General features: G+C 65.7%; 24 protein-coding genes. 14 read left to right on the plus strand and 10 right to left on the minus strand.

The genetic code is table 11. From position 1 onward, the window contains the following. Window positions 1-184: 184 nt before the first annotated feature. Both katG and AC1RT8_RS21320 read right to left on the minus strand, forming a co-directional pair. Window positions 185-2386 (minus strand): catalase/peroxidase HPI, encoded by a 2202-nt coding sequence (gene katG / locus AC1RT8_RS21315; protein WP_493078141.1) that lies wholly within the window; start codon window positions 2384-2386, stop codon window positions 185-187. Window positions 2387-2594: 208 nt separating this feature from the next. Then, window positions 2595-4214, minus strand: coding sequence for an NAD(P)/FAD-dependent oxidoreductase (locus AC1RT8_RS21320; RefSeq protein WP_493078142.1), 1620 nt, complete (start codon window positions 4212-4214; stop codon window positions 2595-2597). Window positions 4215-4443: 229 nt separating this feature from the next. On the opposite strand from AC1RT8_RS21320, the gene AC1RT8_RS21325 reads away from it, so the two are divergent. Both AC1RT8_RS21325 and AC1RT8_RS21330 read left to right on the plus strand, forming a co-directional pair. After that, window positions 4444-5769, plus strand: coding sequence for a PQQ-dependent sugar dehydrogenase (locus AC1RT8_RS21325; RefSeq protein ID WP_493078143.1), 1326 nt, complete (start codon window positions 4444-4446; stop codon window positions 5767-5769). 245 nt (window positions 5770-6014) lie between these two features. Further along, complete coding sequence (locus AC1RT8_RS21330; protein ID WP_493078144.1) at window positions 6015-6500, plus strand: hypothetical protein; 486 nt, start codon at window positions 6015-6017, stop codon at window positions 6498-6500. 146 nt (window positions 6501-6646) lie between these two features. Here AC1RT8_RS21330 and AC1RT8_RS21335 read toward each other — a convergent pair whose 3' ends face one another. Beyond that, window positions 6647-6949, minus strand: coding sequence for a polyhydroxyalkanoic acid system family protein (locus AC1RT8_RS21335; protein WP_493078145.1), 303 nt, complete (start codon window positions 6947-6949; stop codon window positions 6647-6649). A 10-nt stretch (window positions 6950-6959) separates the two neighbouring features. Continuing rightward, window positions 6960-7379 (minus strand): VOC family protein, encoded by a 420-nt coding sequence (locus AC1RT8_RS21340; protein WP_493078147.1) that lies wholly within the window; start codon window positions 7377-7379, stop codon window positions 6960-6962. A 119-nt stretch (window positions 7380-7498) separates the two neighbouring features. Between AC1RT8_RS21340 and lnt the strand changes: the two genes are divergently transcribed. The 3 genes from lnt to trmB all read left to right on the plus strand — a co-directional run bounded on the left by lnt (window position 7499) and on the right by trmB (window position 11193). Then, entirely contained in the window at window positions 7499-9112 is a 1614-nt protein-coding gene (lnt, locus tag AC1RT8_RS21345) for an apolipoprotein N-acyltransferase (RefSeq protein ID WP_493078148.1), read from the plus strand. Between the two features lie 73 nt (window positions 9113-9185). After that, window positions 9186-10403, plus strand: coding sequence for a methionine adenosyltransferase (gene metK, locus AC1RT8_RS21350; RefSeq protein ID WP_493078149.1), 1218 nt, complete (start codon window positions 9186-9188; stop codon window positions 10401-10403). Between the two features lie 109 nt (window positions 10404-10512). Next, complete coding sequence (gene trmB / locus AC1RT8_RS21355; protein ID WP_493078150.1) at window positions 10513-11193, plus strand: tRNA (guanine(46)-N(7))-methyltransferase TrmB; 681 nt, start codon at window positions 10513-10515, stop codon at window positions 11191-11193. A 13-nt stretch (window positions 11194-11206) separates the two neighbouring features. Here the strand turns inward: trmB and AC1RT8_RS21360 are convergent, their stop codons facing one another. Genes AC1RT8_RS21360 through AC1RT8_RS21375 form a run of 4 tightly spaced genes read right to left on the minus strand, consistent with a single transcriptional unit; the run spans window position 11207 to window position 14916 of the window. Further along, complete coding sequence (locus tag AC1RT8_RS21360) at window positions 11207-11857, minus strand: TetR/AcrR family transcriptional regulator (protein ID WP_493078152.1); 651 nt, start codon at window positions 11855-11857, stop codon at window positions 11207-11209. A gap of 51 nt (window positions 11858-11908) precedes the next feature. Continuing rightward, window positions 11909-12499, minus strand: coding sequence for an FMN-dependent NADH-azoreductase (locus AC1RT8_RS21365; RefSeq protein WP_493078154.1), 591 nt, complete (start codon window positions 12497-12499; stop codon window positions 11909-11911). Between the two features lie 33 nt (window positions 12500-12532). Then, entirely contained in the window at window positions 12533-13141 is a 609-nt protein-coding gene (locus AC1RT8_RS21370; protein WP_493078156.1) for a glutathione S-transferase family protein, read from the minus strand. Then, the gene (locus AC1RT8_RS21375; RefSeq protein ID WP_493078158.1) at window positions 13138-14916 is read right to left on the minus strand and encodes an FAD-dependent monooxygenase; all 1779 of its coding nucleotides are present in this window, start codon (window positions 14914-14916) and stop codon (window positions 13138-13140) included. Before AC1RT8_RS21375 ends, AC1RT8_RS21370 begins: the two co-directional genes overlap by 4 nt. A gap of 115 nt (window positions 14917-15031) precedes the next feature. On the opposite strand from AC1RT8_RS21375, the gene AC1RT8_RS21380 reads away from it, so the two are divergent. From AC1RT8_RS21380 to AC1RT8_RS21410, 7 genes are all read left to right on the plus strand, one after another. Next, complete coding sequence (locus AC1RT8_RS21380; protein ID WP_493078159.1) at window positions 15032-15865, plus strand: GntR family transcriptional regulator; 834 nt, start codon at window positions 15032-15034, stop codon at window positions 15863-15865. A 231-nt stretch (window positions 15866-16096) separates the two neighbouring features. Then, window positions 16097-16705 (plus strand): glutathione S-transferase N-terminal domain-containing protein, encoded by a 609-nt coding sequence (locus AC1RT8_RS21385; protein WP_493078161.1) that lies wholly within the window; start codon window positions 16097-16099, stop codon window positions 16703-16705. Continuing rightward, window positions 16706-17905, plus strand: a complete 1200-nt coding sequence (locus tag AC1RT8_RS21390; RefSeq protein WP_493078163.1) for a CaiB/BaiF CoA transferase family protein — start codon at window positions 16706-16708, stop codon at window positions 17903-17905. Then, window positions 17905-18522, plus strand: coding sequence for a carboxymuconolactone decarboxylase family protein (locus AC1RT8_RS21395; RefSeq protein ID WP_493078165.1), 618 nt, complete (start codon window positions 17905-17907; stop codon window positions 18520-18522). The genes AC1RT8_RS21390 and AC1RT8_RS21395 overlap by 1 nt, the downstream gene beginning before the upstream one ends. Beyond that, window positions 18515-19357, plus strand: a complete 843-nt coding sequence (locus tag AC1RT8_RS21400) for an amidohydrolase family protein (RefSeq protein WP_493078167.1) — start codon at window positions 18515-18517, stop codon at window positions 19355-19357. Before AC1RT8_RS21395 ends, AC1RT8_RS21400 begins: the two co-directional genes overlap by 8 nt. Beyond that, window positions 19354-20118, plus strand: a complete 765-nt coding sequence (locus AC1RT8_RS21405; RefSeq protein ID WP_493078169.1) for an enoyl-CoA hydratase-related protein — start codon at window positions 19354-19356, stop codon at window positions 20116-20118. The genes AC1RT8_RS21400 and AC1RT8_RS21405 overlap by 4 nt, the downstream gene beginning before the upstream one ends. 1 nt (window position 20119) lies before the next feature. Further along, window positions 20120-21454, plus strand: coding sequence for an MFS transporter (locus AC1RT8_RS21410; protein ID WP_493078170.1), 1335 nt, complete (start codon window positions 20120-20122; stop codon window positions 21452-21454). A gap of 32 nt (window positions 21455-21486) precedes the next feature. On the opposite strand, the gene AC1RT8_RS21415 is transcribed toward AC1RT8_RS21410, so the two are convergent. Together AC1RT8_RS21415 and AC1RT8_RS21420 are read right to left on the minus strand one after the other, a co-directional pair. Then, window positions 21487-22260, minus strand: a complete 774-nt coding sequence (locus AC1RT8_RS21415; RefSeq protein WP_493078171.1) for an alpha/beta hydrolase — start codon at window positions 22258-22260, stop codon at window positions 21487-21489. 261 nt (window positions 22261-22521) lie between these two features. Next, window positions 22522-23487 (minus strand): alpha/beta hydrolase, encoded by a 966-nt coding sequence (locus AC1RT8_RS21420; RefSeq protein ID WP_493078173.1) that lies wholly within the window; start codon window positions 23485-23487, stop codon window positions 22522-22524. 90 nt (window positions 23488-23577) lie between these two features. Between AC1RT8_RS21420 and AC1RT8_RS21425 the strand changes: the two genes are divergently transcribed. Both AC1RT8_RS21425 and AC1RT8_RS21430 read left to right on the plus strand, forming a co-directional pair. Beyond that, window positions 23578-24597, plus strand: a complete 1020-nt coding sequence (locus tag AC1RT8_RS21425) for a substrate-binding domain-containing protein (protein WP_493078175.1) — start codon at window positions 23578-23580, stop codon at window positions 24595-24597. 288 nt (window positions 24598-24885) lie between these two features. Then, the gene (locus AC1RT8_RS21430; RefSeq protein WP_493078177.1) at window positions 24886-25887 is read left to right on the plus strand and encodes an alpha/beta hydrolase; all 1002 of its coding nucleotides are present in this window, start codon (window positions 24886-24888) and stop codon (window positions 25885-25887) included. Window positions 25888-25935 lie beyond the last annotated feature (48 nt).

Consider the following 25935-nt stretch of genomic DNA (forward strand, 5'->3'; position numbering starts at 1 on the left):
GCCCGTGGGTGACAATACGGACATATTTAATCACTCAGGAGCAGCGCCGGTTCAACGCTTATTCCCGGCTAAGATAGCGCTCGTAGCCTACCGCAAGGGCGTGACCCCTGATACGACTAATTACGCGGTGGCGGATATCAGCAGGCCCCCGACGCTCACCACGCCGGGGACCCACTCACCAACCTCACCCCAGATCGAACCGATCCGCGTCCATCACCTTGGTCCAGGCGGCGACGAACGCATCCACGAACGCCCTGCCCGCATCGTCCGTCGCATAGGCCTCCGACAGGGCCCGCAGCTGCGAGTTGGACCCGAAGATCAGGTCGACCCGGCTGCCGGTCCATTTCTGCGCGCCGGTGCCGCGGTCGCTCGCGGTGAAGGTGCCGTCGCCCGATGCCGCCCACTTCATCGTCATGCTCGTCTTGAGCAGGTTGACGAAGAAGTCGTTGGTCAGCGTCTCCGGCCGATCGGTGAACACGCCGAGCTTCGATCCGCCATGGTTCGCGCCCAGCACGCGCAGGCCGCCAACCAGAACGGTCATTTCCGGGGCCGTCAGGCAGAGCAGATGGGCGCGATCGACCAGCAGTTCCTCGGCGGAATAGACCGAGCTTTCGCCGACATAGTTGCGGAAGCCGTCGATCTTCGGTTCGAGCGGATCGAAGCTGCCGGCGTCGGTCTGTTCCGCCGTCGCATCAGTGCGGCCCGGGGTGAAGGGCACGGTCACGTCATGACCCGCCTTCTTCGCCGCCGCCTCGACCGCCGCGGCGCCGCCGAGCACGATCAGGTCGGCAAGCGAGACCTTCTTGCCGTTGCCGACCGTGCCGCCGCCGTTGAACGCCGCCTGGATCTCCCCGAGCTTGGCCAGAGCGGCGGCCAGTTCGGCCGGCTCGTTGACCGCCCAGTCCTTTTGCGGGGCGAGGCGGATGCGCGCGCCATTGGCGCCGCCGCGCATGTCCGATCCGCGATAGGTCGAGGCCGAGGCCCAGGCCGTCTTGACCAGCCGCGAGATCGACAGGCCGGAAGCGAGGATCTTCGCCTTGAGCGATGCGATGTCGGCCGCGTCGATCAGCGGGTGATCGACCGCCGGGACCGGATCCTGCCAGATGCGCGGCTCGGCCGGGACTTCCGGGCCGAGCAACCGGCTGTGCGGGCCCATGTCGCGGTGGGTGAGCTTGTACCAGGCCTCGGCAAAGGCTTTGGCGAACTGGTCCGGATTCTCGTGGAAGCGGCGCGAGATCTTGCCATATTCCGGGTCGAGCCGCAGCGCGAGATCGGTCGTCAGCATGGTCGGGCGATGGCGCTTCGACGGATCATGCGCGTCGGGGATGGTCTCGGCCGAGTCCTTCGCCACCCATTGCTGGGCGCCGGCGGGACTGCGCGTGAGTTCCCATTCATGCTCGAACAGATTCTTGAAGAAGCCGCCGCCCCATTTGGTCGGCGTGTCGGTCCAGGTGACCTCGAGCCCCGAGGTGATGGTGTCGCCGGCATTGCCGGTGCCGTAGCTGTTGGCCCAGCCAAGGCCCTGCAGCTCGATGCCGGCGCCTTCCGGTTCGGGGCCGACATAATCGTCAGGCACGGCCGCGCCATGAGTCTTGCCGAAGGTGTGGCCGCCGGCGATCAGCGCGACGGTCTCCTCGTCGTTCATCGCCATGCGGGCGAAGGTCTCGCGGATGTCGCGGGCCGAGGCGAGCGGATCGGGGTTGCCGTTGGGCCCTTCCGGATTGACGTAGATGAGGCCCATCTGCACCGCGGCCAGCGGGTGGGCGAGATCGCGGTCGCCGCTGTAGCGCTCGTCGCCCAGCCATTCGCGTTCCGGGCCCCAGGAGATGTCCCGCTCCGGCTCCCAGATATCGGCGCGGCCGCCGGCGAACCCGGCGGTTTCGAAACCCATGGATTCGAGCGCGCAATTGCCCGCGAGGATCAGCAGATCGGCCCAGGAGAGGCTGCGGCCATATTTCTGCTTGATCGGCCAGAGCAGGTGGCGGGCCTTGTCGAGATTGGCGTTGTCCGGCCAGCTATTGAGCGGGGCGAAGCGCTGCGTGCCCGAGCCGCCACCGCCGCGGCCGTCACCGATGCGATAGGTGCCGGCGCTGTGCCATGCCATGCGGATGAAGAGCGGGCCGTAATGGCCGAAATCGGCGGGCCACCAATCCTGCGATTCGGTCATCAGGGCGAAGATGTCGGCCTTGACCGCCGCGAGATCGAGGCTCTTGAAGGCCTCGGCATAATCGAAGTCCCCGCCCAGGGGATCGCCGGCGGGGGGATTCTGGTGGAGCACCGTGAGGTCGAGCTGGTTCGGCCACCAGAGCCGGTTGGTCATCTCGAACAGGACGGCGGCGCCTTCGACTCGTCCTCCGTCCATCGGGCATGTGGCTTGCTCGTTCATGACATCTCCTGTGGTTTTGTTGGGCTCCCAGGCAGAGTGTCATGTTCGGGTTGATCGAGGAAATGGATTAAATCGCATGCACTGATCGGGTGGGTGATTATGACGGGCGGTTACGCGGGAGAGCAGGTTTGATCACGCGAAGACGCGAAGGCGCAAAGAGGGCTTGCGAAGACGGTAACACCACGGAAGGCATGGATGGGAGGGGACTTTACCCCGTGATGCGCGCCGCGACGGCCTCCGCCACCTTGATGCCGTCCACCGCGGCGGAGAGGATGCCGCCGGCATAGCCCGCGCCTTCGCCGGCGGGGAACAGGCCGTTGGTGTTGAGGCTCTGGAAATCCTGGCCGCGGGTGATGCGCAGCGGGGAGGAGGTGCGGGTTTCGACGCCGGTCATCAGGGCGTCGGGATGATCGTAGCCGGGGACCTGGCGGCCGAAGGCGACCAGCGCCTCGCGCATCGCAGTGACCGCGAAATCGGGCAGGCATTCGGCGAGGTCGGTCGGGGTAACGCCGGGGAGATAGGAGGGGGCGACGGTGCCGAGCTTGCTCGACGGGCGGCCGGCGAGGAAGTCGCCCAGCGTCTGGGCGGGGGCCTTGTAATTGGAGCCGCCGGCGACATAGGCGCGCGATTCCCAGTGGCGCTGCAAAGCGATGCCGGCGAGCGGGTGGCCGGGATAGTCGCGCGCGGGATCGATGCCGACGACCAGGCCGGAATTCGCGTTGCGCTCGTTGCGGGAATATTGGCTCATGCCGTTGGTGGCGACACGGCCTTCCTCCGAGGTTGCCGCCACCACGGTGCCGCCGGGGCACATGCAGAAGCTGTAGACGGTGCGGCCGTTCTTGCAGTGATGCGACAGGCTGTAATCCGCCGCACCGAGGATCGGATGGCCGGCCGAGGGGCCGAAACGGGCGTCGTCGATCCAGCTTTGCGGATGTTCGATGCGCACGCCGATCGAGAAGGGCTTGGCCTCGATGAACACGCCCTCGTCATGGAGCATGTGGAAGGTGTCGCGCGCGCTGTGGCCGACCGCTAGCACGACCTGGTCCGCCTCGAGATAATCGCCGGTGTGGAGGTGGAGGCCCTTCACGCGGCGGGTGCCGTCCACCTCGGTCGCGATGTCGAGGCGGTCGACGCGGCGTTCGAAGCGGTATTCGCCGCCAAGGCCCTGGATCGTCTCGCGCAGGCTCTGGACCATCGCGACCAGCCGAAAGGTGCCGATATGGGGGTGGGCCTCGGTGAGGATCTCCGCGGGGGCGCCGGCCTTGACGAACTCGATCAGCACCTTGCGGTCGAGATGCCGCGGATCCTTGATGCGGCTGTAGAGTTTGCCGTCGGAGAAGGTGCCGGCGCCGCCCTCGCCGAACTGGACGTTGGATTCGGGGTTGAGTTCGCTCTTGCGCCACAGGCCCCAGGTGTCCCTGGTGCGCTGTTTCACTTCCTTGCCGCGGTCGAGGATGATCGGACGGAAGCCCATTTGCGCGAGGATCAGCCCGGCGAACAGGCCGCAGGGGCCGGTGCCGACCACGACGGGGCGCTTGCCGCTCCAGCCGGCGGGGACCTTTACCGGGAAGCGATAGCTTGTGTCGGGGGTGCGCTGGACATGGCGGTCCTTCTTGAAGCGGGCGAGGATCGCGGTTTCGTCGCGCAGGGTGACGTCGACCGAATAGACGAGCTGGATGTCCATCTTGTCGCGCGCATCATGGGCGCGGCGGGCGACGGTGAAGCGGATCAGGTCGCGCGGGGTGATGCGCAGGCGGGTGCGGATCGCGGTGGCCAGCGCCTCTTCCGCATGGTTGAGCGGCAATTTCAGTTCGGTGATGCGGAGCATGGGTGCGCCATAACGGGGGATGAGGGGTTCGGCCAATCCCGGAAGCCCTGAACGGACTTCTCGAGATATCCTCCATCACCCCGGACTTGTTCCGGGGTCCATCGGCCCGCAAGCGCAACGGCTGCGGCGCTTGCGGAAACATGGATACCGGAACAAGTCCGGCATGACGGATGTAGTGTGATCGTCGCTCCCTCTTCCTTTCCCCCTGTCGCTGGCGTAACCTTATCTCATGCGCAAACACATCCTGATCATTACCGGAATCCTCATCCTCGCGGCGATCGCCTTGTGGTTCTGGCTGCGGCAGCCCGATGTGGCACGGCTCCCGCTCGACGCGGTCACCGGGGTGAAGCCGGAGATCTCCGCGCCGCGGATCCAGAGCTTTCCGACGATCAAGGTGGCGGATGCGGTCGGCTGGCCGCAAGGCGTGACGCCGGTGCCCGCCGCCGGCCTGGCGGTGAAGGCGTTCGCGACCGGGCTCGATCATCCGCGCTGGCTCTATCGCCTGCCCAATGGCGATGTGCTGGTGGCCGAGAGCAACTCGCCACCGCGCGAGGGCGGCGGCATTGCCGGCGCCGTCATGGGCTATCTGATGGGCCGGGCGGGCGCTGGCGTGCCCTCCCCCAACAAGATCATCCTGCTGCGCGATACGGACGGCGACGGCGTGGCGGAGAGCCGCACGACTTTCATATCCGGGCTCAACTCGCCCTTCGGCATGGCGCTGATGGGGGGCTGGCTGTATATCGGCAACACCGATGCGCTGGTGCGGGTGCCGTACAAGGACGGCGACACCAAAATCGCCGCCAAACCCGAGACGGTGATCAAGCTCAACCCGGGCGGCAACCATTGGGCGCGCAACGTGATCGCCGATCGGGACGGCAAGACGCTGTACGTGACGGTCGGATCGTCGAGCAACATCGCCGAGAACGGGCTGGAGGCGGAGAAATTCCGCGCCAACATCCTGCAGGTCTATCCCGAGGCGAAGACCTTCCGCGTCTTTGCGGCGGGCCTGCGCAATCCCAACGGCCTGGCGATCGAACCGAAATCGGGCGGGCTGTGGGTGACGGTCAACGAGCGCGACATGCTCGGTTCCGACCTGGTGCCGGATTATATGACCGCGGTGGAGCTGGGCGACAATTTCGGCTGGCCCTGGTTTTACTGGGGCGGCTATCCCGACACGCGGGTCGATCCGGGCAATCCGCAACTCCAGCAATATTCCAAGCGCCCCGATTATGCGCTGGGGCCGCACACCGCCGCGCTCGGCATCAGCTTTGCGGGCGATGCGAAGCTTGGGGGCCGGTTCGCCAATGGCGCGTTTGTCGGCCTGCATGGATCGTGGAACCGGGTGCCGGTGTCAGGCTACAAGGTCATCTATGTGCCGTTCGGCGACATTGGCTTTCCGTTGAAAGGCGTGAAACCGGTCGATGTGCTGACCGGCTTCCTCAACAAGGACGGTCAGGCGCAGGGGCGGCCGGTCGGCGTGATCACCGACAAGACCGGCGCGCTGCTGGTGGCCGATGATGTCGGTAACGTGATCTGGCGGGTAGCGGCGAAATAGGGGAAGGTTTGGGGCTGCGGCCGGTTCCCCCCGAAACCGCCGCAGCCCGTGTCGCGCGTTCCACGGCCCCTCACCGCTCGCGCTCCTTCCCAACCGGATATTAGCACGCTTCGCGCCAATTCCAATCTCTTCCCGCCGCGTCGGTATAGCTTCCTACGGGCTGACCGATAGTTTAGGAGAATTACGATGCTACCCATTACGGGTAGCGGGGCCGTCCCGGCCATTTCAGCGGAAGGGGCATGCCGATGAGTGAACGTGTCGTCACCAACCCAGCAAAAATGGGGGAGAATTGGCGGGTCGCCGTGTGCTCGCTGATGAACCTGTTCCTGACGATGCACCGCACCATGGCCGCGGCGACGCCGGTCGGGCCGACCGAGCTGCTGATCTATTCGACCGTCTCCGTCGCCAATGTGCAACGGCTGATGCGCGAGCGCAGCATTCCCGAGAAGCTGGCCGGCACCGAGATATTGCCGCGCGAATGGGTCGTGCCGATCTCGCGCAACGCCATCGCCACGGCGAGCGGCCTGCCGCGCGAGACGGTGCGGCGGCACGTGGCGCGGATGATCGAGACAGGGTTGCTGATCGAGGATGTGCGCGGCGGCGTGACCTTGCCGGTCGGCGTGATCCAGGACCGCGGGCTGGAACCGTTCCTGGAGGGAATGCTGACCAATTATGCGCGCAGTGCCGAGGAATTGCTGCGGATCGGGGTGATCCGGATCGAGAAGGACTAGGGTCGGACACGACCACTCCAAATCGTCACCCCGGACTTGTTCCGGGGTCCACCGTGCCGCAAACCAAAGCACCGATGGATGTGCGGCACAGTGGATGCCGGAACAAGTCCGGCATGACGGTCAAATGTGATCGTGCGTGATTTTTATCATTTGAGCAGCTTCTTCCCGCTCTCGGTCAGCTTGTCGCGGATCTTGCCGGCGAACAGGCGGAGCATCGGGGGCAGATCGAAGCTTGCATGGACCTTGGTCTCCATCACGTCGAGCCGGCTGGCGACGCGCTGGCCCATCGCCTCGACGGTGAAGATCAGCGTGTCGCCCTCCCACCGATGTTCGGTGACGACGCCGCCGGGCACGAAGGACGCCAGCTTGCCGATGCCCTTCTCGATCTTGGCGCGCGCCGCGGCGAGGCCGAGCTTGTGGGGGATATCGACGGTGATCGGATCATTCATCGCCTGGCCCTTACGTCGCGAACAGCATGGCGTCATCAGCGAACGCCTTGAACTCGAGCGCGTTGCCGCTTGGATCGAGGAAGAACATCGTCGCCTGTTCGCCGACCTGACCCTTGAAGCGGACATGCGGTTCGATGCCGAAGCGGATGCCGGCGGCCTTTACGCGATCGGCGAGGGCTTCCCAGTCCGCCATGCCGAGCACCACGCCGAAATGCGGCACGGGCACGTCATGGCCGTCGACCGGGTTCGCCACCGCGACCGGTTTCGCCGCCGGATCGAGATGCGCGACGATCTGGTGGCCAAACAGGTCGAAATCGACCCAGGATTCGGCGCTGCGGCCCTCGGGACAGCCCAGCACTTCGCCGTAAAAGGCGCGCGCGGCCGGGATGTCGTGGACGGGAAAGGCGAGGTGGAAGGGGCGGAGCGTCATGGGCGTGCCATAACGCCAATCCACTGGGTTCGTCACCCCGGACTTGTTCCGGGGTCCACCGTTCCGCATACGGACGGCCGAAGCACTTGCGGCCCGGTGGATGCCGGAACAAGTCCAGCATGACGGAAGTGGGGAAGGCCTTGCTCGATAATCAGGTTCAGGCATTGCGGCGCGCGGCAACGGCACGCCCCGCCCTGCTCTCCCTTCTGCTCGGCGCGCTGTCCGCAACGGGCTTCGCGCCGCTCGACCTCTGGCCCGTCACGCTCATCTGCTTCGCCCTGTGGATGTGGCTGATCCATGATTCGCCTGCCCTGAAACCCGCGTTGTTGCGCGGCTGGCTGTTCGGGGTCGGGCAGTTCGCGATTGGCATCAACTGGCTGCAGCATCCCTTCGTCTATCAGGATGCGATGCCGCACTGGCTCGGTTATATCGGGGTGCTGCTGTCGTCGCTGTACCTTGCGCTCTATCCGATGCTTGCCGCCGGACTCGCCTGGCGGCTGGCAAGTCCTCGCGCTGCGGGCGATGCGGCGACGCGGGCGGGCATCGCCTATATACTCGTGTTCGGCGCGGCGTGGATCGTCACCGAATGGCTGCGCTCGACGATGCTCAGCGGCTTTCCATGGAACCCCCTCGCGGCGATCTGGGTGCCGCTGCTCGGCGTGGCGCGGATCGCGTCATGGACCGGGACCTATGCCTTGTCGGGGCTGACGGTCGCGGTCGCGGGAACGTTGATCCTCGCCTTTGCCGGGCGGCGCGTGCCGGCGGCGGCGTTCATCATCGTCGCGCTGCTTGCCCTGTCGGGAATCCATCCCGGAACGACGGCGACGCCGCTGCCGGGAGGCTATCCCCATGTCCGAATCGTCCAACCCAATCTCGGCGAGGAGGAGCGCCCTACCCCGGCCTATGCCGAGAACAGCCTGCGTGCGCTCGAATCGCTCGCGGGCACGCCCGGCAGCCATCCACGCCTGATCGTCTGGCCGGAAGGCGCACTGCGCTTCTTCATCGAGGATGGCTATCCGGCCGACTATTATTGGCGCGGCCTGCCCGGCGTGACCCGCCGCCGGATCGCCGCCCTGCTCGGCCCGCGCGACCTGGTGCTGGCCGGGGGCAATGCCCTGCAATTCGATGCGGCGGGCAATCTCAAGGCGGGGACCAATTCGGTCTTCGCGATCGATTCGACGGGTACGATCCTCGCGCGCTACGACAAGGCGCATCTCGTGCCGTTCGGCGAATATCTTCCGCTCCGGCCGTTGCTCACCGCCTTCGGGCTGCAGCGCCTCGTGCCCGGCGATTTCGATTTCGCTGCGGGCCCCAAGCAGCGCACCATCCCCCTGCCCGGTTTCGGCAATGTCGGCATGGATATCTGCTACGAGATCATCTTCTCCGGCCAGGTGGCCGATCCGGCGCACCGTCCCGCCATAATCTTCAACCCATCGAACGATTCGTGGTTCGGCGACTGGGGGCCGCCGCAGCACCTCGCCCAGGCGCAATTGCGCGCGATCGAGGAGGGCCTGCCGATCATCCGCGCGACCCCGACCGGCATCTCCGCGGTGATCGCCGCCGACGGCCGGCTGCTCGGCAGCCTGCCCCTGCACAAGGCCGGCGCGATCGAGCTGCCCATGCCCCGGGCGGCCCCGCCGACCCTGTTCTCCCGCCTCGGCAACTGGATGGCCTTGCTGATCGCGACGGCAATGCTGCTCCTGGCAGTTGCCTTCCGCCGGGCGTCTCGCTAGGGCGCACATATAAGGAAAGCTTTATATGCGGTTTCCGGACGCCCCGGGGCCGCCCTAGCCAAGGGTAGATTTGATGCGCGCTTCGTTTCTCTTCACCTCCGAATCGGTTTCCGAAGGCCACCCCGACAAGGTCGCCGACCAGATTTCCGACGCAGTGGTCGATCTGTTCCTCTCGAAGGACCCCTATGCGCGTATCGCCTGCGAGACGCTGACCACGACCAACCGCGTCGTGCTGGCCGGCGAGATCCGCTGCAAGGGCGTGTTCGAGAATCACGAATGGGCCCCCGGCGCGAAGGAAGAGATCGAGGCAGCGGTTCGCGCGACCGTGAAGCGGATCGGGTATGAGCAGGACGGCTTCCACTGGGCGAATTTCTCGTTCGAAAACCATCTTCACGCTCAGTCGGCGCACATCGCACAGGGCGTCGATGAAAGCGGCAACAAGGACGAGGGCGCCGGCGACCAGGGCATCATGTTCGGCTATGCGACCGACGAGACCCCCGACCTGCTGCCCGCCACCCTTTATTACTCGCACCGCATCCTCGAAAAGCTGGCGCATGATCGCCATAACAAGGTCGTGCCGTTCCTCGAGCCGGACGCGAAGAGTCAGGTGACGCTCGAATATCGCAACGAGGTTCCGGTCCGCGCGACCGCCCTGGTCGTCTCGACCCAGCATGCGCCCGGCTATTTCTACGACGGCACCGAAGGCAATCCGGAACTCTACAAGGAGCTTCGCGACTATGTCGTTGGCGTGTTCAACGAAGTCCTGCCCGAGGGTTTTGTCGACGAGGAGACCAAGATCTACGTCAACCCGACCGGCCGTTTCGAAATCGGCGGTCCTGACGGCGATGCGGGCGTCACCGGTCGCAAGATCATCGTCGACACATACGGCGGCGCAGCCCCGCATGGCGGCGGCGCCTTCTCGGGCAAGGATCCGACCAAGGTCGACCGCTCGGCAGCTTATGTCGCGCGCTATCTGGCGAAGAACGTCGTCGCGGCCGGGCTCGCCCGCCGCTGCACGATCCAGCTCAGCTATGCGATCGGCATCGCCGAGCCGCTGTCGGTCTATGTCGACACGCACGGCACCGGCACCGTTTCGGAAGCGAAGCTTGAAGAAGTCCTGCCGAAGCTGGTGCGCCTGACCCCGAAGGGCATCCGCGAGCATCTGAAGCTCAACGCCCCGATCTACCAGAAGACCGCGGCCTATGGCCATTTCGGCCGCAAGCCCGACGGCGATTCCTTCACCTGGGAAAAGACCGACCTGGTCGATCAGCTCAAGGCAGCCGTCGCCTGAGCCACCCCGGGCGAAAGCCGATAAACGAGAAGGCGCGGTTCCTTGACGGAGCCGCGCCTTCTTCGTTGAAGGCTTGCGTCAACGCAGCGCACAGCTATGCCGCCCCGCAATGAACGATCCCACGACCATCCGCCGCCTCTATGGCCGCCGCCAGGGGCATAAATTGCGCCTTGGCCAGGCCGCGCTTGTCGAAGAATTGCTGCCCGAGATCAGCGCGCCCGAGACCGGGCAGATCGATGCGATGACTCTGTTCGGCGATGACCGCCCTCTCGAAGTTGAAATCGGCTTCGGCGCGGGCGAGCATCTTGCCGGTCAGGCAGCGATGCGACCCGGCACCGGCTTTATCGGATGCGAGCCGTTCCTCAACGGGGTGGTCGGCGCGCTCAACCATGTCCGCGACGGTGCGCTGGAGAATGTCCGGCTGCATATGGGCGATGCGCTCGATGTGATCGAGCGGCTGCCCGACGCCTCGCTCGACCGTGTCTATCTGCTCCATCCCGATCCCTGGCGGAAGGCGCGCCATGCGAAACGGCGGATGGTCAATCATGGCCCGCTGGACCTGATCGCGCGCAAGCTGAAACCGGGTGCCGAATTCAGGCTCGGCACCGACGATCCGACCTATTGCCGTTGGTCGATGATGGTGATGAACGCGCGAACCGATTTCGTCTGGCAGGCGAAACACCCGCGCGATTTCCTGACCCGCGCCGACGACTGGCCCGAGACCCGTTATGAGCGCAAGGCCCGACGGCAGGGCCATGAGGTCTGGTATTTCAGGTATCTGCGCCAATAGGCGGCGCGGCTTGCTACGCTCCGGATAGTCTCGGCACGGGAGCCGCAGCGAGTTCGGAAGCCTCCGAAGCCTCACAACCAAGGGCGAGCAGCAAGGTTTCGCACGCCGCCGTGATGGTCGCCGCCGCCGCGCCCTCGGTCAGAACGCGCCGGATCGTCATGATCTGCAGCCCCATGCCCAGGTCGAGCGCGCGGTCGAGCGCCATAGCGCGCAGCCTTCCGCTCGCCAGTGCGGCGCCGAATTGCGCCGTGACCTTCTCTCGCATATCGGCGTTGAGCGCTCCGACCAGCGGCATGGTGCGCAGCAGGATCCATCCCCGCGCGGGTTCGATCGTGGCGAAGTGGGTGAACAGTCGGAACGACATGGCGAGCGCGGCCAGGGGATCATGCGTATCGCGCTCGGCCTCGGTGATCAGGTCGTTAATGCGCGTCGCGATATCGTCCGCCACCGACCGGAACAGATCCTCGCGGCTCTCGAAATGATTATAGAAACTGCCGCGGGAGACGCCCGCCTCGGCGATGACATCGTCGATCGTTGGCGCATCGGCGCCGTGGCGGGCGAACAGCCGGTAGGCGGCCGCGAGCAACTGCGTCCGCGTGGCCAGACGGCGTTCCTTGCCCTGCTCAGCACGCCGCTGCTGCTGGTCCGGACTAAGCGTCCGCACTTTCCCCATCCTGCTCGCCTCCTGTCGCGCCGCCGCGTGCCTCATAAGCGATCAGACGGCCGCGCGCATCTCCAATGCCGCGGCTTCGCCGATCGCTGCCCCGATCGCCGCGCGGGCGCGATCCGGGCCGGCGCCGATGCCCTCGGCGCGGATGACCTGCACGTCGGTCAGGCCGAAAAAGCGCATCACGGCCTGCAGATAGGATTCCTGGTGCTCCGCCGCATGCGTCGGCGAGCCGGGTCCATAGAAGCCGGCGCGGGCGGAGGCGATGATGACACGTTTGCCGTGCACCAGCCCCTTCGGGCCCTGCGGCGTCCGCTCGAAGGTCACGCCTTCCCGGGAGAGGTGGTCGATCCAGGTCTTCAGCTGTGCGGGGACGCTGAAATGGTACATCGGTGCGCCGATGACGATCGTTTCGGCGGCCATGAACTCATCGAGCGCGGCCTGCGCGAGCGGCGCCTCGCCCCCGCCCCCTGCAAGCGATGCGGCGGAGAGCAGGGGCAGCGGATCGCGCGCGAGATCGCGGTAGACGACGCCAAGCTCCGGCGAGAGCAGCTTCAGCCGGGCGACGATCGCAGCAGACAACCGGCGGGTGACCGAGGCCTCGCCGGTGATGGCGGAATCGATGTGAAGCAGTGTCATCGTGATAGTCTCCAAGGATGATCGGATGAAAGGTCAGGCTCGGGCGCTCGGCCGTGCGGAAAAGCGGGTGAACCAGGCATCGAGGCGCGGATGGTCCGCGCCGAGCGACAGCGACAGCCGGGTCCGGCAGGTCTGGAACAGGGCGAACAGGCTGCAGTCAGCGATCGACGGCCGATCGCCGGAGAGGAACGCCGCCTCGCCCAGGCGCTGCTCCAGCATGTCGAGCTGCCCCGCCACCAGCGGCAGCACCGCGGCCGCGACGGCCGGCTGCTGCGCCACGCGCCCGGCGAAGACCGGGCTGGCGTGTTGGGCGATCACCGATGCCCAGGCGATCAAATCCGCGACGATCCGCTCATCGGCGCGCACGCGCGCCCGGCCGGACGCGTCGGTGCCGATCATGGGCGGCTGCGGATACAGCTCCTCCAGATATTCGATAATGGCGGCGGATTCGGTCAGCACGCTGCCATCGTCGAGTTCAAGTACCGGAACCTTGCCGGCAGGGTTCAGCGCGAGGAAAGCCGGCTGGCGGTGCGCGCCCGCCGCCATGTCAAGATCGACCCGCTCGATTTCCAGCCCCTTCTCGGCCAGATAGATCAGGACCCGGCGCGGATTGGTCGAAACGGCGTTGGCCCAGAGTTTCACGGGCGCGCTTCCCGTGCGAGCACCTGAATCATCACGCGCTCGAGGTCGGCCGCCGGATTGTCCGGGCGTGAGCAAGCGCGCCATGCAATGAACTTGTCCGGGCGCACGAGCAGGCAGCCGTCATCCTCGATGCCGCGCAGCCGCGCCCACGCTCCTGTCGGGTCGGCATGGTCCAGCCCGTAACCGATGCGGAGAACGGGAAGCGCCAAACCGAGGGTGGCGCCGACGATCCGCGCCGCTTCCTCCCAGTCATCGCCATCGTGGCCGACGATCAGCCCGAAGCTGCCCGGCCCGATGAGATCCAATGTCGACAGGCGGTGGCCGTCGCGCTCCAGCCAGGCGTGCGGCAGGTGCGCGCCCGCATGGGTCGCCGGTTCGTAGCTGAGCTGACGTTCACGCCAGCTGTCGCGCGCCGCGCGTGTCGCCGCATCGCCGATCAACGCGCCCTCGCCATAGCGATAGCCAAGCTCCACGCCATGCGCGCATTGGTGGAACTGCTGAAGCTCGATCGCTGCGTGCAGCGCCGCGCGCTTTGCCCGGCCCGTATCACCCGGCCTTGCGAGATCGGCGAAGGCGGCCCAGCCTTCGTCCTCGGTCTGGTCGGCCGAAAAGCCGATCGCCGCGGCAATGGCGCCGAGTTCCTTCACGCTCTGCATCGACCGGTCGATCACCTGTTGCGCGACGGGGCGGCGCTCCTTGTCGTAACTGTCGAGCAGGCCGGGGCCGGCGGTGCCGTCGAGCACGAGCTTGAGCTTCCAGGCAAGGTTATAGGCGTCCTGGATCGAGGTGTTCGACCCGAGCCCGTTGGTCGGCGGATGACGGTGCGCGGCGTCGCCGGCAATGAACACGCGGCCGGTGGACATGGCGTCGGCCACCTGCGCGTTCATCTGCCAGGCATTGGCCGACAGCAGCTCGACCGGCAGCGCCGGATCGCCCGCCAGATCGCGGATGCGCGCCACCAGCGCCGCTTCGGACAGGTCCGGCTCGCCCGCGGCCGGATCGTACAGGAAGGACAGCACCCACTCGTTCCAGGGGCGCACGTTCACGAAAATGCCCGAGCCCAGCCAGAAGCGGCTGCCCGGACGGTTGATGATGTAGAGAACGCCCGGCCGATGCGCGCAATAGGCGGACAGATCGGCCCGGAACCAGATGTTGACCGCGGCCGCCCATCCGGGCTGGCCGGAGAGTGTCAGGCCGGCCGCCTCCGCCACCCGGCTGCGCGCGCCATCGGCGCCGATCAGATAGCGCGCGCGAACGCGCTGTTCTTGGCCGGTCAGGCGGTCGCGCAGCAGGGCGGTCACGCCAGTCTCGTCCTGCTCTAGGTCGAGGAACTCGCGGCGCCATGCGATCGCGGCCCCGCGCGTAAGGGCGGCGCGGGCCATGATCGGTTCCATCAGATGCTGAGCGAGATTGGTCGACCGGCACGGGCTGGCGCCGCGATACTCGTCGTGGCGTGCGGCGATATAGGATGGCAGCCGCGCAAATTCCTGTCCGGCAAGGCTCGACGCCCAGACGAAGTTCTGCATCAGCGTGTCGGGCAAGCCCGCAGCCATCATGTCAGCCTCCAGGCCCAGTTCCCGCATCACCTCCATCGTGCGCTGGTTCTGATAATGGGCGCGCGGCGAGTTCGCGGTCCAGCCATAGCGCGTGACCGTAAGCGCCGGCACGTCGAGCCTTTGCAGCATCAGCGTCGCCGCAAGGCCCGCGGGGCCCGCGCCCACGATCAGGACGGGCACCTCAACATCCGCGACCGGTTCGCCATCCCCAATTGCCATGCGCACCATCTCCATCCTGCCGCCGCAGATGCGACGAATCATATGGATGATATTGTCATATGGAATATAATGTCAAATAAGTTTGCACATCGGCAGGCTCGGCGCGGGCGTGTCATTGGCAAGGATCGATCCTCTATCTTTTTATCCGTTCGGAAGGTTCCATCTTCCATGTTTTCGTATTTTCGAGCAGCATCGCGCGATGCTTAAATCCGCAACGCACGCCACTCCGCCCGATCTCAGCCGCAGCTCGGTGCCGCGTTATGTTCAGCTCGCGGGGCTTTTCCGTCGCCGAATCGAGACGGGCGAATGGGCCGTGGGCGGCCAAATACCGGTCATCGACGATCTGGTTTCCGAGTGCGGGGTCGCGCGCGCCACCATCAGGCAGGCGCTTGGCATGCTCGAGAGCGACGACCTGATCGAGCGGCATCGCGCCAAGGGGACATTCGTGAAGCGCGCCCCGCAGCAGCAACTATGGTGCGAAGTGCAGACCGATTGGTCCGGGCTGCTGATATCGCGCGATGGCGCGAAGATCGACATCCTTGCCCAGGAACCCAATGTTCTGCCGCCGGCGCCGGAGGATCCGATCGGCACCCTTGCCCCATCCTATCGCCACCTGAAGCGCCGACATACACGCGACGGAATCGTGTATCTGGTCGCCGACATCTATGTCGAATCGTCCGTGGCGGCGCTGATCCCCAAGACCGCCTACCGGACCCAGTCGGCGCTCCGGCTCATCGCAGATGCCCCCGATGTCGACATTACCGACGCCCGGCAATCACTGACGATCGGTACGGCCGACATCAAGCTCGCCGACGAACTCGGCATCGGCATCAACGATCCGGTGGCCTTTGTGCAGCGCTGCGCGGTCGATGCGAACGGCGTTATCATCCTGATCGCAAACGGAACCTATCGCGGCGACCTGGTCCGGATGGATATGCGCCTCAAATAATTCAAAAGGTCATCATTCCTTCCCTTGACCATGCTTGCGCATTCCAATAGCCTATATATCTAGTCTATAGGGACAAAGAGGCCGAATGGCCGCACAACCGGGAGGGGTAGCCTTGGGTATCTTCGAAAAACAGTGCGTCCGGAACCGTAGGGGAACCTCCGGTCGACCGGCGAGCCGACCGCATAGGGTTGGCGCGAGCGCGAAAATCAACGTTTGAGTCAGGATCAGAGGATGATGAAACTCCATTGGTCGCCCCGTTCTCCCTTCGTGCGCAAGGTGATGATCGTCGCCCATGAGCTGGGGATCGAGAACGACCTCGAGCTTGTCCGTTCGGTCGCCGCCATGGCGGAGATCAACCCCGCCCTCAGCCGCGACAATCCGCTCAACAAGCTTCCGACCCTGGTGCTCGGCGATGGATCGGCGATCTACGACTCCCCGGTTATCTGCGACTATTTCGATCACCGCGGTCAACTCCACCCCTCCGATCCCGTCGCGCGGATCGATGCCTTGCGCCGCCAGGCGCTTGGCGACGGCCTGCTCGACCTTCTCATTCTCTGGCGCAACGAGCGCGAGCGTCCCGTCGAGCGCCAGTCGGCTCCGCACCTCGCCGCCTGGGAAGGCAAGGTCGTCCAGACGCTCGATCGCCTCGAGGTGGAGGTCAGCGATTTTGCGGACGCTCCCTTCGATATCGGCCATGTTTCGATCGGTTGCGCCTTGGGCTATGCCGATTTCCGCTTCGCCGCGCTCGACTGGCGCCGGGGACGGCCGGCGCTGGCCCAATGGGCTGCGGGCTTTGAACGCCGTTCCTCGGCGATAGCCACAACCGCGACGGACGGCTGAATGGCGGGGCCTCTATCCCATATCCGCGTGCTCGATCTGAGCCGTGTCATGGCCGGTCCATGGTCAAGCCAGATTCTTGCCGACCTGGGCGCCGACGTCGTCAAGGTCGAACGGCCCGGCAGCGGCGACGACACCCGAGCCTGGGGACCGCCTTTCGCGGTCACGGGGGCCGGCGAAGGGCAGAGTTCGGGATATTTTCTCTCCGTCAATCGCGGCAAACGGTCGATCGCGCTCGATCTCGCCGACCCGGCGGACCGGGATATCGTGCTGGCGCTGGCCGATCGCGCCGATATCCTGCTGGAAAATTTCAAGGTCGGCGCGCTCGCCCGGATGGGGCTGGACGCGGCGGCGTTGCGGCGCCGCAATCCGCGCCTCATCCATGCCTCGATCACCGGCTTCGGCCAGGACGGCCCGCGCGCACCGCAGGCAGCCTATGATTTCATGATCCAGGCACTGGGCGGGCTGATGAGCCTGACCGGCGAGGCCGATGGTCAACCCGGCGGCGGGCCGCAAAAAGTCGGCGTGCCGATCGTCGATATCATGACCGGCATGTATGCGACCGTGGGCGTGCTTGCGGCGCTGGCGAACCGCGAGATCACCGGCGTCGGCGATCATATCGACGTTGCGATGCTCGATGTGCAGACCGCCTTTCTCGCCAACCAGGCGATGAACCATCTGCTGACCGGAGAGGTGCCGCGCCAGCAGGGCAACCGCCACCCCAATATCCAGCCGCAGGACGTCTATCCGTGCCGTGCCGGCCGGATGGCGCTGGCCGTCGGCAATGACCGGCAGTTCCGGCTGTTCTGCGCGGCGATGGACCAGGACGGCCTTGCCGACGACCCGCGCTTTACGACCAATGCCGGTCGCGTCCGCCATGTCGAGGCCCTGCGCGCGGCAATCATCGAGCTGTTCGCACAGCTGTCGACGACCGAGATCGGCGCGCGACTTGACGCGGTCGGGGTACCCTGCGCGCCGATCAACACCATAAAGGAAACGCTGGCGGACGTGCAGGTGCGGCACCGTGCCATGCTGCGCACGCTTCGGCATGGCGAAAGCCACGTCCCCTCGATCGTGAGCCCGCTGCGCTTTGCGGAAGCCCCGCTCAAGTTCGATCGCGGACCGCCGACGCTCGACCAGCATCGGGAAGCGATCCTGTCCGAGCTCGGATGGATTTCCGCCACCGCTGCGGATGAGCATTGATGGCGCGCATCCCCCTCCCCAGCCTGGACAGCATGACGCCCGAGCAGCGCGCGGTGTACGATCAGATCATTGCCGGGCCCCGTGGATCGGTCGTGGGTCCGCTCCGCGCCGCGCTCCACAATCCCGACCTTGCCCAGCATTGGCAGAAGTTCGGCGAAGTCCTGCGCTATTCGGACAAGATTCCCAAAAGGCTGCGCGAACTCGCGATCATCGCGACCGGCCGGCACTGGAACTCTCAGCTGGAATTCCACATCCATGCGGGCGTCGCACGCGAGGAAGGCCTGGGCGAAGACGTGATCGACGCCATACGCCTCGGCCGAGCGCCGACATTCGATCGCCACGACGACCATTGCGTCTATGAGTTCGCCCGCGGCCTGTTGTGCGATGGCCGGGTCCTGCCCCGGATATATGGCGACGCGATCGAGCGCTGGGGCGTTGTCGCCGTCGTCGAGCTGACCGCCCTTATCGGCTATTATTCGATGGTCGCCATGACGCTGAACGCGCATGAGATCGAACTCCCCGATGCCGAGGGAGACTTGCTGACCGCAGCCGATCATCTGACACTGCTCGCGCCCGGCCATCTGGAGGCGGAGGGGCGGAGGGACGGCGATGGCTGATTTCCTCCATGCCTGCGACACCCATACCCATGTCTTTCCGCCTGGCTTCCCGTTCGCCGGTGCGACCAGCTACGCCCCGCCGGCAGTCGGTATATCCGATCATCTGGCCATGCTCGACGCCTCGGGCCTGGCCTGCGGAATCATCGTCCAGCCCGGCGTATACGGCACCGATCCCGCTGCCCTGCTCGACACGATCGCCCGGTCGGAGGGTCGGTTGCGCGGCATTGCGGCACTGGAGGGTGATACCGACCACGAGACGATCCGCGCCCTCCATGCCGCAGGAATAGCCGGCCTGCGTTTCACCGAGGTCCGCGACCCGGTCAGGGGTGGGCGATACGGCGGTACGGTCGGTCTGGACGCGCTCGATAGATTGGCACCATCGATGCGATCGATCGGCCTGCACGCTCAATTATGGTCGCCGCTGGCCGACATCCTCGACAATGCCGATCGGCTGCGCGCCAGCGGTGTGCCGGTCGTACTGGACCATATGGCCATGGTCGATGCTTCGGCAGGGCCCGGGCACGCCGGATTTGGGCAATTGCTCGAGATACTGGACGAAGGCTGGCTATGGGTGAAGCTCAGCCTGTGCCGCGTGTCGGCCGCGCCCGACCATCGCGACATCCGGCCGTTCCATGACGCTCTGGTCGATCGTGCCCCGCACCGCATGCTGTGGGCATCCGATTGGCCGTTCGTCCGCATGGATCCCGCGCCCGACCCCCGCCTGCTTCTCGCCCGCTTCCGGGAATGGGTGTCCGATAGCGCCGTCAGGGATCTGATCCTCGCCCGCAATCCGGCGCGGCTCTACGATTTCAACGAGGAGATATCCGCATCATGACCGACCTGAGACTCGACCTTCAGGATCGCATCGCGACGGTCACCATCGATCGGGCACCGGTCAACGCGCTGACGGGCGAGAGCTATCAGGCCCTGGGCGACCTGTTCCGATCGCTCGGCCAGGATCAGAGCGTCCAGTGCGTGATCCTGACCGCGGCGGGCAACCGCGCCTTCTGCGCCGGCAAGGACCTGAAGGAGTTTCTTGCCGCCCGGATCGAGGACGACCCGGCCTATGCCGCGGTCGTCCATGCGACATTCAAGGCGATCTACGACTGTCCGGTCCCGGTGATCGCCGCCGTCAACGGCGTGGCGCTCGGTGCCGGATCGGTGATCGCATCGTGTTGCGACATCCGCATTTCCGCGCGCAACGCCAGCTACGGCTTGCCCGAAATCAACGCCGGACGCTGTGGCGGCGGCGCTCATCTGGGCAGGCTGATCCCGCAGGGAGCACTCCGGCGGATGTTCTTCACCGGGCAGCCGATCCCGGCGGCCGAGGCGTACCGCATCGGCCTGGTCGACGAACTGGTCGAGTTCGAGGAGCTGCAATCCAGCGCCCGGGCCCTTGCCCAGACGATCGCGGCCAAGGCACCGCTCGGCCTGCGGATCGGCAAACGGACGCTCAATGCGATCGAGGCGATGCCCTTGTTCGAAGGCTATGCGGTCGAACAGCGCGCCAGCACGGAATTGATGGCCACGCGCGACGCGCGCGAAGCGGCACTGGCGATCGTCGAAAAACGTCAGCCGATCTTCCAGGGTCAATGACATGACGGCCCGGCAAACGGCTCCGGACGGGATCGCGGCGGATCCGGACGCTCGGGAGAAAGTCTATCGGAAGATCGCCTGGCGGCTGATCCCGATGCTGATGCTGTGTTATCTGCTGGCCGCGCTGGATCGCTCCAACATCGCCTTTGCCAAGCTCGAATTCTCGCGCGACCTGAAGTTCGACGATGCGATCTTCGGGATTGGCGCCGGCGTGTTCGCGCTTGGCTATCTGCTGTTCGAAGTACCCAGCAACATGCTGCTCCAGCGTATCGGCATTCGCCGGACTCTGCTGAGGATCATGACGGCGTGGGGCCTTTGCTGCGCCGCATTGGCCTTCATGACGACTGACTGGCATTTCTACGCGCTGCGTTTCCTCCTCGGTGTGGCGGAGGCGGGATTCTTTCCCGGGGTCATCTTCTATCTGACGCGCTGGACACCGATGGCGCGGCGGGCGCGTCTGATCGCCTTGTTCATGTCCTCGATCGCCGTCTCCGGCGTGCTGGGCGGGCCGATATCCGGCGTCATCATGCACGGCATGGCGGGAGTCGCCGGCTTGTCGGGATGGCAATGGCTGTTCATCCTCGAGGGGCTGCCTTCGGTCGCCATCGGCATATTGGCGTTCGTCATCCTTCCCGAAGCGCCCACGGATGCAACATGGCTTACCGCCGATGAGAAGGCGGTCGTCCTGTCCGACCTTCAAGGAGAGGCCAGGCGCCAGCAATCCGCGAGCGGCTCCTGGCGCGCGGTCCTGCGCCTGCCCGCCTTTGCGGCGCTGGCGATCGCCTCCTTCACCCTGATGACGAGCGCCGGCGGCGCCTTGCTGTGGCTTCCCACCATCCTGCGCAATGCCGGTGTCGACACCGTTCTCGACATTGGTCTCTATTCATCGATCCCGTTCCTGTTCGCGACGGTCGCGCAATATCTGATCGCGCGCCATTCCGACCGGACTCAGGAACGACGCCTTCATGTCGCAATCCCCTTTGCCCTGGGCGGCCTTGGCTGGCTGCTCGCGGCCTGGCTGCGCGCGGAACCGGTTTTGGCGATAGCCGCCATGGCGCTGGCGATCGCTGGTACGTTCGGCGCCATGGGGCCATTCTGGACTCTGCCGGGCAAGGTCTTCCATGCCGGCCAGATCGCGGTGGGCATCGCGATCGTGACCACTATCGGCGGCATCGGCAATTTCGTCAGCCCGCCGATCGTCGGCTATATCTCGGTGACGACCGGATCGCTGGCCGCCGCCCAACTCTATTTCGCGGTGTTGATGCTTGCGAGCGCCGTGGCGGTGATGATCGCCTTGCGTCCATCCGATACGCGCGAAGGGGCGCCAGGCAGCTAACCTGGCGCCCTTTCTTCAACATTGGTTCCGGATTACTTGCCCGACGCCTTTGCCGCTTCCTCGATGATGCTGGCGACGGCCTTGGGCTGCGACACATAGACAGCGTGGCTGGCAGCGACTTCGTGGACGGTCGATCCGGCGCGGGCGGCCATCCGGCGCTGCACGGCGGGCGGGATCATCTTGTCGTCGGATGTGACGAGGTACCAGCTCTTCTTTGCGCGCCACGCCGGGGCAGTCACCAGGCCGCCCGCTGCGTTGATGCCGAAGGGAACCTGCGCGTCCGCCATGAAGCCGGCGAGATCGGGCTTCACATCGGCGGCGAAGGAAGCGGCGAACTTGGCCTTGTCGAGGAAGAGATAGCCCTCGACCGGCGGCAGGATCGGCGGCACCGGCTCACCGGCCGCGGGATTGGCCAGCAGCGAGATGATCGATTCGCCCTTGTCGGGCGCGAAAGCGGCGATGTAGACGACGCCGGCGACCTTCGGATCGGTGCCCGCTTCGGAAACGACCGCGCCGCCATAGCTGTGGCCGACCAGGATCACCTTGCCATCGGCGGCGGCGATCGCACGCTTCGTGACCGCGGCGTCCGCGACGAGCGAGTCGGTCGGGTTCTGGACCACCGTCACCTTGTAACCGTCCTTCTTGAGGATGTCGTAGACGCCTTCCCAACCCGAACCATCGACGAAGCCGCCATGGACGAGGACGATGGACTTGACGGGCTCTGCGCCCTTGTCCTGGGCGATGGCGGGAGCGGTGCCGAGCATTAGAGCGGCAGTGGCGGCGAGGAGCGTTTTGAACTTGGTCATGGCGGATTCCTTTCCTTTGTCACTGCGATAATTATTATCGCGATAAACATCAGATAAGATCGTCTTCACTCCTTGTCCAGAAGAAAATTATCGCGATATGCATTATTCCAATAATCCATTGATTCCGCAGCGAAACTGCCGTTGCCTATCCTGCCGCCCGGCACCTATGTTCGATGTTCAACCCGGTTTTTCGTTCCCTTCGTCATGATCGCGATGCTCGATTCGCCTGGCATGACTCCCGGTATATTCCCTCCGGGCCGTTCAGCCCCGGCTTGCGGCCGCATCGACCTTCAGCGCGGTGCCCAACAATGTGCAGACATCGGCATAGGCGTCGGCGACCCGAGGCATTCCTGGCGGCAACGACAGGAAGCCGTGCGGAAGCCCTGGATAGCGGCGGCAGGTCGTGGGGACGCCCGCATCGGCGAGGGCCTGAGCATAGGCCTCGCCGCCCTGGCACAGCGGATCCACCCCGGCGGTGATTATATGAGTCGCGGGCGACGCGGCGAGATTGGGGGCGAGGATGGGCGATGCGCGCCAATCGGCCAGGTCCCGGTCGTCGCGGATATATTGGGCACGGCACCAAAAAGCCTCATCCGGGGTAAGGCTCAGCGGATCGAGCGGCTGGTCAAGGCTCGCCTCGGCCAGCCGCAGATCGGTTGCGGGATAGGCAAGGCACTGGAAGGCGAAGCGGGGAAGCGGCTCGTCAGCCAGCGACAAAAGGGCGACCGTGGCGAGAGTCGCGCCGGCGCTTTCGCCGAAGATCGCGATGCGCGAGGAATCGCACCTCAGCGCCTCAGCCGATTGCAGCGCCCAGCGCGTGGCGCCGATACAATCCTCGACCGCGGCAGGGAAGGGGTGCTCGGGCGCGAGGCGATAGGTGATGGCGAGCACGGCGCACCCAGCGCCCGTTCCCAGCAGGCGGCACATCTGGTCGTGCGTATCGAGATCGCCCCCCACCCAGCCCCCGCCATGGATGAAGACGATCAGCGGCGGGCACGCCCCGTCCGGGCGATAGAGTCGGGACGCGAGCGGACCGGCCGCACCGGGCAGAACCAGATCCTCGCACGCCATCGCGGGAACATCTGGGCTTTTGAATGCCTGCGCCATGCCGTGCTGCAGGGCGCGCGCCCTGGCGGGCGTGAGGCGCGAAAGGTCATCCTCCCGCTTGCCGCCCATCCGGATAGCGGTCCTGATCTCCTCGTCCAGGAGGTGGCCGGTCGCGTCCACTTGGCGATCCTCCTTCCGCACGGCTAGAGAAGGGAAGCCGGGCCGTCCGTTCGATGGACAGGCCGTTATACCTATGTCCTCGAGAGCTTGATGAATGAAAACGAAATTGGCGACGGAAACAAGGTGACCGAGCCCGTCAGGCGCCTCACGATGGACGATCTCGCGACGCTCGCCGGCGTGTCGAAAATCACGATATCGCGCGCGCTCCAGAACAGCCCGCTGGTCCGCCAGTCGGTGCGCGAGCAGATTCAGGAGCTGGCCCGCGAGCACGGCTATCGCCTCAACACCGCGGCGCGCAACCTGCGCCTGCGCCGCAACCACAGCATCACGGCGGCGGTGGAGATGACGCCCACGGCGGATCGCACCATGTCCGATCCGATCATCCTGACGGCGCTGGGCGGTCTGCTGCAAGTAATGACCGAGGCGGGATATCGCGTGATCCTGACCACGCTGACGCAGCTGCTGCAATCGAGCCACGACGATTCCGACGGAATCATCCTACTCGGCCAGGGCAAGGCGGAGGCGGCGCGGCAGGTGAGCGAGCTGGGGCTTCCGCTGATCGTCTGGGGTACGCCGCGCGATTCCGATGGCGACTGGCTGACGATCGGCAGCGACAATCGGGCGGGAGGGCGCTTCATCGGCGAGCATCTGGCCTCGCTGGGACGGCGGCGCATCCTGTTCCTGGGGGATCCCGCCCATCCGGAGATCGGCGACCGGCTCGACGCGATCCGCGAGGCATCCGGGGCCGATATCGAGGTGCAAGTTTGCGATTTCGGGATCGGTGCCGGGGCTGACGCAATGCAGGCCGCGCTAGAGCGCGGCTGGCGCGGCGATGCGGTCGCTGCGGCGAGCGATGCGATCGCCCTGGGCGCCATGGCCGCGCTCCAGGAGGCCGGAATCGCTATACCCCAGGATGTCGCGGTAACCGGCTATGACGATATCCCCGCGTCAGCGACATCGGCCATGCCACTGACGACGGTGCGGCAGGACTGGCAGCGGGCCGGCGAGCTGGCCGGCTCTAAGCTACTGCAATGGCTCGACAATGGTCGACCCACGCCTGAGCTGTTGCCCGTCGACCTCGTCGTTCGCGCGTCAACGATCGGCGATTGAGCTCTTCCGGCGGCCGGCTTGGCGGCGGCGTCCGCCCTTCACGACATTGATATCGGAAACGCTATTGTTATCGATGTCATTCCTGACTAGGACAGGTCGAAATCGGGCTCGCGCCGATCATGTCGGACGCCGGGCGTATGAAAAGGCCGGGAGGGCATGATGGAAGGGTTCAGCAGGCGCATGATCGTGAAGCGCACCCAACGGGGCACCATGCGCTTCTTTTGGGCCTTGCTGCTGGCGCCGGTCCTGGCGGGGCCATCGGCTTGGGCGGAGGAGAACAAGCAGCCAATGTCTTCAGAAGTCGCGGTGCCGGCGTTCACGCTTCCCTATTCGTCCTATGCCTCGTCCGCCGCAAAGGAACAGTTCGTCAGCCAGCGCACGATCGCGCCGCCGCCGCCAAATGCCTCGGTCGAACAGATGCGCGCCTATTATGACGCAATCAACAGCGATCGCGTCCGGCGGCTGCGGGCGATCTTTCCGGTCGAGGTGCGGAGCGAAAACATCGGCGGTGTACGGGTGGATCGGGTGATCCCGCGCGGCGGCGTGACGGTGGGCAATCGCGGGCGCGTGCTCATCAACCTGCACGGCGGGGCTTTCATGTGGGGTGCGGGAAGCGGCGCGCTGGTGGAGGCGATCCCGATCGCCGCGGAGAGCGGCATGGAAGTTGTCGCCATCGACTACCGCCAAGGCCCCGAATGGCATTTCCCCGCGGCGTCGGAGGATGTGGCAAGTGTCTATCGCGCACTGCTGAAGAACCATGCGCCCAAGACGATCGGCATTTATGGCTGCTCCGCCGGCGGCCTGCTCACCGGCGAAGCGATAGCCTGGTTCCAGGCGAAGCAGCTACCGGCCCCCGGTGCGATCGGCACCTTCTGCGGATCGCTGGTCAATTTCCTCAGCGGGGATTCGCTTTACTTCGCGTCAGTCGCCAATGGCCAGTCCGTCGAGGCGGGGCTCGCCTCGCTTTCCTCGCTTCCCTATTTCATGGGCGCGCGAACCGACGATCCGCTGGTCTTTCCAGGACTCGACCAGGCCGGGCTCAAGGCCTTTCCGCCAACGTTGCTGATTACCGGCACACGGGATTTCGCGATGAGCTCGGTGCTCCACAGCAACGAGCTGCTCACTGCTGCGGGAGTCCGGACCGAGCTGCATGTCTGGGAAGGCATGGGCCACGCCTTCTTCTCCGATCCGGAACCCGAGGAATCGCGCCAAGCCTATCGGGTCATTGCCCGATTCTTCCAACACGAGTTGAGCGCAAATGCCGCCAACGGGCGGAAATCCGGGGACTAGGCATCCGGTCTGGCTTCGGCGCCCAACGCTGCCGCCGCGGCGGCACAC

The sequence above is a fragment of the Sphingomonas sp. GW821-FHT10F11 genome (assembly GCF_058809095.1).